This window comes from Methanospirillum sp. (genome assembly GCF_035560735.1).
Lineage (GTDB): Archaea > Halobacteriota > Methanomicrobia > Methanomicrobiales > Methanospirillaceae > Methanospirillum.
Genome location: NZ_DATMYY010000388.1, coordinates 1 through 8468, shown reverse-complemented (window position 1 = coordinate 8468; position 8468 = coordinate 1). Strand labels below are relative to the sequence as shown.

Annotated in this window: 11 protein-coding genes; all 11 read right to left on the bottom strand. The window is 46.1% G+C overall.

Annotated elements, in window-relative coordinates:
• The coding region (locus tag VN429_RS11475) for a phage tail tape measure protein (RefSeq protein ID WP_325633442.1) at positions 1–2928 on the bottom strand (2928 nt) is incomplete at its 3' end.
• A complete protein-coding gene (locus VN429_RS11470; RefSeq protein ID WP_325633440.1) occupies positions 2921–3115 on the bottom strand; it encodes a hypothetical protein in 195 nt (64 codons plus the stop codon). The genes VN429_RS11475 and VN429_RS11470, both read right to left, overlap by 8 nt.
• Before the next feature lie 101 nt (positions 3116–3216).
• Positions 3217–3549, bottom strand: coding sequence for a hypothetical protein (locus VN429_RS11465; protein WP_325633438.1), 333 nt, complete (start codon positions 3547–3549; stop codon positions 3217–3219).
• A gap of 2 nt (positions 3550–3551) precedes the next feature.
• Complete coding sequence (locus VN429_RS11460) at positions 3552–4358, bottom strand: hypothetical protein (RefSeq protein WP_325633436.1); 807 nt, start codon at positions 4356–4358, stop codon at positions 3552–3554.
• Positions 4359–4748 (bottom strand): hypothetical protein, encoded by a 390-nt coding sequence (locus tag VN429_RS11455; protein ID WP_325633434.1) that lies wholly within the window; start codon positions 4746–4748, stop codon positions 4359–4361.
• Entirely contained in the window at positions 4745–5203 is a 459-nt protein-coding gene (locus VN429_RS11450; protein WP_325633432.1) for an HK97 gp10 family phage protein, read from the bottom strand. Before VN429_RS11450 ends, VN429_RS11455 begins: the two co-directional genes overlap by 4 nt.
• Positions 5191–5568 (bottom strand): head-tail adaptor protein, encoded by a 378-nt coding sequence (locus tag VN429_RS11445; protein WP_325633430.1) that lies wholly within the window; start codon positions 5566–5568, stop codon positions 5191–5193. The genes VN429_RS11450 and VN429_RS11445 overlap by 13 nt, the downstream gene beginning before the upstream one ends.
• Complete coding sequence (locus VN429_RS11440; RefSeq protein ID WP_325633428.1) at positions 5565–5906, bottom strand: hypothetical protein; 342 nt, start codon at positions 5904–5906, stop codon at positions 5565–5567. The genes VN429_RS11445 and VN429_RS11440 overlap by 4 nt, the downstream gene beginning before the upstream one ends.
• Entirely contained in the window at positions 5903–7060 is a 1158-nt protein-coding gene (locus VN429_RS11435) for a phage major capsid protein (protein WP_325633426.1), read from the bottom strand. The genes VN429_RS11440 and VN429_RS11435 overlap by 4 nt, the downstream gene beginning before the upstream one ends.
• A complete protein-coding gene (locus tag VN429_RS11430; RefSeq protein WP_325633424.1) occupies positions 7057–7434 on the bottom strand; it encodes a DUF2190 family protein in 378 nt (125 codons plus the stop codon). The genes VN429_RS11435 and VN429_RS11430 overlap by 4 nt, the downstream gene beginning before the upstream one ends.
• Positions 7431–8441: a hypothetical protein gene (locus VN429_RS11425; protein ID WP_325633422.1), complete on the bottom strand. Its 1011-nt coding sequence runs from the start codon at positions 8439–8441 to the stop codon at positions 7431–7433. The genes VN429_RS11430 and VN429_RS11425 overlap by 4 nt, the downstream gene beginning before the upstream one ends.
• Positions 8442–8468 lie beyond the last annotated feature (27 nt).

The window sequence follows — 8468 nt, the reverse complement described above, 5'->3', positions numbered from 1 at the left end:
AGATTGAACTGTTGAAGTATGCGTCTTTTGGGTTTCTGAAGCTGTATTTACGGCATCAGAATTAGTTTTAGTCGCATCAGAGGTTGTTCCTAGTGCATCCTTTGCTTTATCCTCTGCGTCTTTTCTATTACGTGCAGCATCTTCCAGGGCACGATTATATGTCTTATCAATATCTGCCCGCTTTTCTGCATAATTCTTATCAGAAATATTGAGATCTTCTATTGCTCGTTGTCGCTTAATCGAGGCATTTTCTTCAGCCTTGGCGTAATTATCTGCGGCCGTTTGAATCGAGTTGTTGTATCTTTCTTGCGCAGCCTCTCTTTGTTTTTGTGATTTCTCTATTTCAGATTGCTGTTTCTTTGTATCCTCTGCAACTTGCTTTGCAGATGCTTCAGCCTGATTTGTTGAGATTACATCTGATAGAGACTGACTCTCTGCTTTACCTGTCTGGTTATTAATCTTGTATGTTTTTCCTCCGAGTGTGAATGAATCCTCATTTGCATTTATGGATGACCTTGTAGCATCATCCAGGGATTTGCCAGTATAATCGGTAAGTTTCTTCTTTGAGGCTGTACTATCTTTGGTCGCTTTAGTTTCCTCACTGGCAGCTGAAGCTAATTGATCATATTTTTCCCGGAGATTTGCTGATGAATCATACATCTTCTGGGCATCGGCAGCAGATATTTTGTATTTATCCTGTAAGAGAGAAATAGCAGTCACTTGCTGCGTGGTTGCCTGATGTAGAGACTCTGTATCTCCTGTTGGAAGAAATGGATTTGAAGATAATGTACCCAGTATGGATGGAGATGCGGAACCAGATACCCATTTAAGATTGCTATTTGTGGCTAATTGTTTTTGATATGAAGATTCCCCATTAGGTAAAGAACTAAAAAGATTTGCAGCAGTGGAAATCGGAGCCCCTAGTATGCCATATTTATCAGATATTTTCTTACTGGCATCCTTTAGATCCTGATCAGATAACCCAACTTGCTTTAAAATCCAATCCTCCACACCTCCTGCAACTCCTTTTAAAACCGGATTCAATCCATTAAGAAAACTTTCTCCGGCTTTAGATCCGATAGAGGTTAAGTCGATAGATGAGAGTTGATTAATTATTGAGGACGTTACAGAACTCAAATCAATATGAGAGAATCCTGTAAGATATGAATTAGCTGCAGATTCTCCGGCAGATACCCATTCCTCACCGGTAGAGGCTATTGATGAAAGAGCTCCTTCAGCCATCCCGTGAGCTGCACCCTGCATTGCTTGTTCTGCACCGGATTCAAACCCAGAAACAACCTGTGCAGCCTGAGGCATTCCCTTTATTAAGAGATCTCCCACCGATCCAAAGCCATCAGCGACAGCCTGAGCCATATATCTACCGGCTGCTTCAAAATCTTGGGATTTAATGTCAGAGATGGTTTTACTGATATCATTCCCTACATTGTTGATATCATCTCGGAATCCTCCGAGGTTGGTAGCATAAGCACCAATCCCTATAGCTAACGCCCCGAGAACTGCAGGACCAGCAAGAGTGGTTAGGGCTGTACTTAACCCCCCAATCTCTGGAACTGCTGTAGCAGCTCCGGTCCCGATGAGTGGTAAATCAGCAGCAACAGTCGAGAGCCACTTCATGCCTGAACCTTCGTTCAGGACCTTGTCTATTATTGCGAATTGAGCAACCCCGGCCCCTAACGTTGCTACTCCTGCAGCGACTGGCTCAAGAGGAGAAACCATTCCCTTAAGGCCAGCGGTGTATTTTGCAACTTGGGCATTTATCTTTTCAAGAGTGGTATCTGCCTTATCCCAATCCTCTGCATAGGTCTTCGCTGCTCCTTGAGAGTTTTTGATGGTTTCAGTCCATTTCTCAAACTCATCTCTACTGATTCCGGTCTTCTTGGTTAATGCATCATAAAAATCAGTAAGAGTGGTATCTCTTCCTGCATCTTTGGCAGTTTGATTAGCTTCAGATAAGGCAGTATTAAAATCGGATGTTGCTTTTCTTCCGGTGATTCCATGCTGATTAAATGCATCAAGGATCCCCATTGCATCAGTCAGAGACCCCCCCATATTGGAAATTTCAGGACCCACACGAGCCATTGAAGTAGCAAAATCGTTTATGTCAACATGAGTAGTATTGAAGAACTTGCTCATTTGATCGTAATATTGACCCTGATCTTTTACAGAAACATCAAATTGTTTAAACGCCGGATCTAACTTGTCAAATGCGCCGACAACATCAGTATCTATCGATTTTGCAAACTCTTTGATCTTGGGGATTGTCTCCCCCATCTGATTGATTGTAATAACCCCAGATTTGGATAATTCGTTTTGTAGTGCCTTTAATTCTGAAATTGAGGCTTCTTCATCTGAAAGGTCAATGGCCTGTTTGCTCAATTCAGCAGCAGATATTCCTGTGTTGGTGCTGGTAAGTGCAGTAAGGGCTTTACCTCTACCAGTACTTTCAGCAATCTGATTGATCTTATCAGCCCAAGAGTTCAGGGTGTTTGTAACATCTCCTCCGGTGATAACCCACGGAGAAGCAAAAGTGTCCTTAAGATCTTCGGTACTACTTTGAGTCTCATCAACCTGTTTTTTCAGACCATCAACTTGGTCTGAACCAGAGACCGATACCGGAATTTCGACAGGAGGAACCTCTGATCCAATGCTTGCAATTTGGTCTTCGGCAGGAGTGGTATCTGCAGAAACAGGGACAACAACATTCGCACTGGTCCCAAGTGTTGCGAAAGCCTCATTTGCCTGATCGACTTGCTCTTTGATCTTTTCTCCGAGCCCTACATCTGCAAATTTGCTCTGGAGAGATTGAGCCAAGTCAGAGGCTTTGTCCTCTGCTTCTTGAAATGCTCGTTCAATAGGGGATGCATCAACCCCCATCGTGACCTGAATGTCAGAATTATCGTCACTCATTATACATCATTTGAATTTCATCAGGCCAGGTTGAGGGGTCAAAATGCTGATTATGATAGTAATCATACAGTTTTTCATGATCCATCCCTTCATTAACCTCAAATGCTTTAGCAGTCTCATTTTCAGGAGATGCATACAACCCGGTTAATTTCAGGTGGATTTCAGTCCCTTTGACATAGTAATACATAAACTCCGGAAAGGACATCTCCCAGAGGATGAATCTTTTATTCATCCAAGGGAAGAGCAATCCTAGAGTCACTATTCCTTCTGGTATCCACTCCAGGAGATCTAAGCTTTCACCACGGGAGTCTGATCCGAGATCCAATCCGGCAAAGGGTCAGTGAGAACCGAATCGAAAAGATCTTTTTCAATGGTTCTCATTACCATGGTGTCATCCGTGGCTTTTTGCACCCATTCAGGAGTTACGGACGGATCAACTGACTGCAGCCATGATGTGAGTGGCTCCTGATACCACTGTAGAGTTATGCCTCCATTCCTTGCCTGTTTCTGAATCATCAGGAAGATTGAGAGAGGCATTTGAGTAACATCGAAAGTCTTTCCGCAAAGTGTCAGAACCTTTCGTTCTGGGTAAAGTGCATCTAAATTGAGAGTTTTGGTCATGATTATAACTCAAAAGTAATTGCTCTTAGTTGATCTCCAGTGTCACGTGATTCATCCCGGTATCCTTTGAATTGGAAAACCCACATGTTCGGTTTGGAGGTTTTCTTTTCGCTATCAAACTTAAGCTGGAATCCCTTGCTGAGTTGAGCCCGGTAATATTCGACTACAATATGCTTTTTCACGGGATCGGTATTCGTTAACCTAAGTCGGATGAATCCAATCTCGCTGACTCCTCCGGTTGTCATCTTAATAGCAGAGGCAGGAGTTGCAGAATACTTTACAGAAAGATTCTGCGACTCTGTGGTGACCTTAGTGGAGTCAATAACTACAATGCCCCAAACTCCTCCATTTTTGACAATGACAAAATCGGTGTTTTCGACCAGGTCTCCATCTGAGCCGGCAAGGCATGGATGAGTTGTATCAAGTGTTGGTTTAGCACCGGTGGCATTCTGGAGAGTGAATGGAACAAACTGATTAAATGACCATACTCCTGAATTGATCGTCTGAACATTTCCTGATACAAGGGTTCCAGGAATCTGAGTTATAATGTCAATTCCACCCCGAGCGATACCAAAAGCTGAAAAGTCTGGCTCGGCTGCTGCAAAGTCAATTGTATCGATCTGGTCGAGAAGAACGAGACCGTACGTTGCCGCATTATCGGGGATATATTCATCAGTTTTCAAGTCCTCGGTTAGTCCAGCCCCTTCTCCAGGGCCTAGAGAAACCCAGTTTGAGGTGTTGATAGGTGCAACCTCAACCTTTACTGATCCGATTACTCTTCGGATCCCTTTTGTGACATCCTGTGCCATCTATTCTGACCAAAGTACATAATAATCAGAGTATATGGCGAAAGATTCGGGATCTTCAGCGATATTTTCAGTATCTCCAATATGGCTTACTTCATGTAAGCGATATTCTCCATTTGTGCCAGAATAGAGGTTCATCCTCTCAAGGATTACTTTAGCAATCCGGTGAGCGATATCATACCCAAATTCCGTTTCAGTCGATTCTGCAAAAACCCCAACCTGTACCCGAGAGGTATGATCGAGGTACTGATTCTGCTGATGGAATGTCTCATGCAGAACTATGCAAGGCAAATCACAATCCTGTGGGGGTTTAAGAGGAAATATCCGGTCTCCTACTTCAGTTGATATCTTATCATTTGAAAGTAAGAGGCCACGGATATATCCAACAATCATTTAATCCCCGCTAAAACTGTGCCTTTCATTGCTTGTTTGGCAATTTCCCGAGTCTCTTCAACAGCAGGATCCATGTATGGATGAGCCGGGATGAAATGCCGTTTAACCCTCTTGTATACCTTCCCTCCAAAAGCCAGGGCTTTTTTCTTTACTGGTTCGATATACTCGGCATCTGCAGGTACAAACCCTCCTTTATCCTGAATCTTTGCATACGGGACATCATCAGAGGGCCCGACTTTACCAGATGCGGTTAATCCATCAACTTTAATTTCTCTGGTCTGGATTGAATCTCTTAACGTACCTGACTTAACCGGAGCATGCCCTTTCGCAGCATTGGCAACAATGTCCCCACCGGTCTGGATGGCAACAGGGAGGTTTTGTAGAATTCGGGACATTACCCTATCACGCTTTGCACGAAGTCCGGACGTGTCAACAGTGATGGTTATACCTTCCACCTCTGCACCTCCAGGGTCGTGAATGCTTGCTGTGAATCAGAAACGATATCAATCACTTCCCAGGTATCTGACCCGATGACAACATGCTGCCCAATTGCTACAGCGGGATAGTATCCGCTTAAACGGACCCTGACCGCGTTATAGGTGAGGATCTGATTTGATGCATTTTTCCTAGTTGCCTGCAGGTTCCAGAGATACCCCGGGATGTTGGTGAGTTCAGTGACTGCCTTCCATGTGGTGATCTTGCCTCCTGATGGTGAGGTTGTAGTTACTGCCTGCTGAAATGTACAGGATTTGTCAAATGCTCCGGTCTGGAGAAGATCTGATCTCAATTGAGCGATCTCTTCTGCAGATATTAGGCTCAAATGACATCCTCCATGTAGATATCAGCGAAGCCTATAGCCGCATATGCCCCGTTCTTCTCGACAATATCCCGGAGGTTTGCAGCGTTAGCCATCAGTTGTTTAGCAAGGCTGATACCATCGAGAGAGATATCCCCAACAGCCCGGACTTTAGCCAGGAGGGTTTTGTCAGAGGCCATACGTTCAAGGGCTGCCGCTGCTGCGAGTCTGACATCCCCCTCAATTGTGAGGAAACTCAGTAGTTCCTCGTCAGAGAAAATGGGGGATAAGAGGTTAGTATCCGAGCCATACAGCCGGATAGTTGCGATATCAGTCCCCTGAACGTATGTTGCCGTCATCATGCAGTTCCGTCTGAACCTACAGCGAACCGGTGATCCTTCTGAGCTCCTCCGAATGCGTGAACGCACTTGTAGTTGAACGAGTCGTTGTAGAACGAACCGTTGATTGCGTCCCCGCCCCCGATAGTCTGGGCATCTGATTTCTGCTGGATCACAATCGGATTGTCGCCGAATCCCTGCAGGAACCCGAGTTCAAACGCACCGCGTGAGAGGTTCGGATCAGAGAGCAGGAACCAAGATGTTTCCCCTACTGTTCCGGTTGTGGCTACATTTGGCAATTCGTCCAGGAGGACAAGTTGAAGTGCCTTGAACGGGTTCTGTGTAGAAAGCCTGTTACCAGTGTTCTTGGTGCTGCTGATGGTCTGATTGATATCCCATACTTGATCAGCCTGTAAGAGTTCCTGTGCCTGGAGTTCCAGAGATGGAGCAACGGCGAGAATGGCCGGACGGTTGTTGATACCTTGACCTGATGGACTCCGGAGTTTTGGGAATAGGTTCCAGGCTTTCTTCAAACCATCAAAAGTCAGAGCATCAGTGAGCCGATTCTTCCTTTCAGTAGTGAAGAAGGTTGAATGCGGCCCAGTTGAGTCTGCAATGAGCTTAGTTGCGAAGTTCTCAACAGTCCTGCGAGCATCCTCTCCCAGTTCCATCGGGGTTGAAGTGAATGCCCGAAGATCATCATTAACAAGCATCTCCCAGGAGAATGAGATGATTTCCCCATATTTGCCGAGAGCATAGGTATACTCCCCTTCAGCCGGTTTTGCGGCCTCTGGATATTCCTGCTGCTCATCGACCTTAGTGAGATATCCCCCGGTGTTCTTGTATTTCAGATGCAGAGTGCGGAAATCCTTTACAGTAGTATCAATCTTACACCAGGTCTGATAGGTGCTTGGATATGTCTGGTATCCTGCCAGAAGTCTCCTGTTAATTGAGTCCCCGAGGAGCACCGGATAGTCAGACCGGGTCAGAGCTTCGCGGAGAGTTCTTTTACTGACATTCCCTGCCAGGTATTCCTGCAGAAGATTCTCTGACTCTGCGAGATGCTGGAGCCAGCCCGGAGTCCCATAATCAGGGAGACCATACCGGGCCATACCTCCGTGGGTTCTCTGTGATCGTGCAGACTCAAAAAACTGTGTGAGGCTTGCTTCTGCCATCATATGCCCACCCCTGATATATGTCTCACTGGGATTGTTGCTGTCGCTCCAGCGGCAACCACTCCAAGGGAGAAACCATAGAAGATGTTTGCCGTTGAATTGTCATCGTTCGTTATAGTGGCTTTTGCAGAGCCGGATCCATCCTTGATGAAAAGACGGTCACCTATTGCAATTGCACCGCCCGCTTTTGCCGTAACCGGGAAGTTGGCAACAAACTCGCCGGTGTCACAGACCGTCTTATTGTCCGAGGTATCCATATCAGCAGTTGCTACACCGGTCATCTTTCCGATTCTAACCGGGTCACCTGATGCCGGTGAAGTCGGGTTTGTAACCGCGTATTTCAGCATTGAGCCCGGCTTGTATACTCCGTTCTTCATACCCGGACTCCTGCAGCAATCTTGGCTGCTGACTCACTCATTCCGGTTCTCATGAATGTGTTGATGAGATTCTTCTGTGCCTCTTCCATCGTTGTAGTAGGCGGCTGCGTTGAACCCATACCTGTTACTTTGCCAGATTCGGTGAGTTTTACAACCATCTCAAGTTGGTCTTTGATTTCTGCTTCAGTGAGAGTTTTAATCTCTTCAGCAGTCTTCCCTGCTACCTTGATGATCAGCGACTCGATAAGTTTCGGCCTCATGATCTCAGGGATTTTGCTGGCAGATACCAGGCTTGATACGACTGATCCAGCCTCCATGAGTGCGATCTTTGCCTTGAGAGTATTGTTCTCTTCTCCAAGTTTCTTCGATTCTTCCAGGGCCTCTTTGAGCTGTGCATTCTCTGATTTGAGATCTGCACTCTCCTTAAGTTGGGCCTTATAGTCATCCCGTGACAGGGTGACAATATCGGGTTTTACGTCGTCCATGTCTGTCTTCTTTGACTCTGTGAGCGTGCCGAGGGCTCCACCAGCTCCGGGACGAGTTACATAATCAACAGAGTGGACCCGCTGGATCGACTCGATTAGTTTTCCCTTCCTGCCTTCTGCCTCTCCGAGTTTTGTTGAACCCTCTGCCCTGTGGCTCATACCGATGTATGGAGCTCTGGATTTGATCATTTCATGAAATTCCGGGAACACCTTTACCTTGGCATATATGCCAGGACCAGCGAAACCGGATTCCTCAAACCGAGCAGAAGATACCTGAACCGAGGCTAAATCCCGTAAAGATCGTTCGGGCCGTTCCCTCTCCTGGATAGGAGTGGGGTGATCGATGAAGTTCTGTAGCCCTTCGTTGTATTTGTCTACGGATTTTCGGAGCAGATCGGCAGAATAGTATCCGGATGAACCCCACCCTGGACCGATGATCTTAATGTCCATCGTTCCTGACTCATCCAGGTTGACAGATTCAGACAGGGGGGTGAGTTCTCCAGTGAATTGCTCCAGTTCCATCGGGATCTGGATAGTTTATATTATAGG

Coding starts and splice junctions, on each gene's coding strand:
- VN429_RS11430 (WP_325633424.1), bottom strand. CDS start 7,434: ATGAAGAACGGAGTATACAAGCCGGGCTCAATGCTGAAATACGCGGTT.
- VN429_RS11470 (WP_325633440.1), bottom strand. CDS start 3,115: ATGTATTACTATGTCAAAGGGACTGAAATCCACCTGAAATTAACCGGG.
- VN429_RS11455 (WP_325633434.1), bottom strand. CDS start 4,748: ATGATTGTTGGATATATCCGTGGCCTCTTACTTTCAAATGATAAGATA.
- VN429_RS11465 (WP_325633438.1), bottom strand. CDS start 3,549: ATGACCAAAACTCTCAATTTAGATGCACTTTACCCAGAACGAAAGGTT.
- VN429_RS11440 (WP_325633428.1), bottom strand. CDS start 5,906: ATGATGACGGCAACATACGTTCAGGGGACTGATATCGCAACTATCCGG.
- VN429_RS11460 (WP_325633436.1), bottom strand. CDS start 4,358: ATGGCACAGGATGTCACAAAAGGGATCCGAAGAGTAATCGGATCAGTA.
- VN429_RS11435 (WP_325633426.1), bottom strand. CDS start 7,060: ATGATGGCAGAAGCAAGCCTCACACAGTTTTTTGAGTCTGCACGATCA.
- VN429_RS11425 (WP_325633422.1), bottom strand. CDS start 8,441: ATGGAACTGGAGCAATTCACTGGAGAACTCACCCCCCTGTCTGAATCT.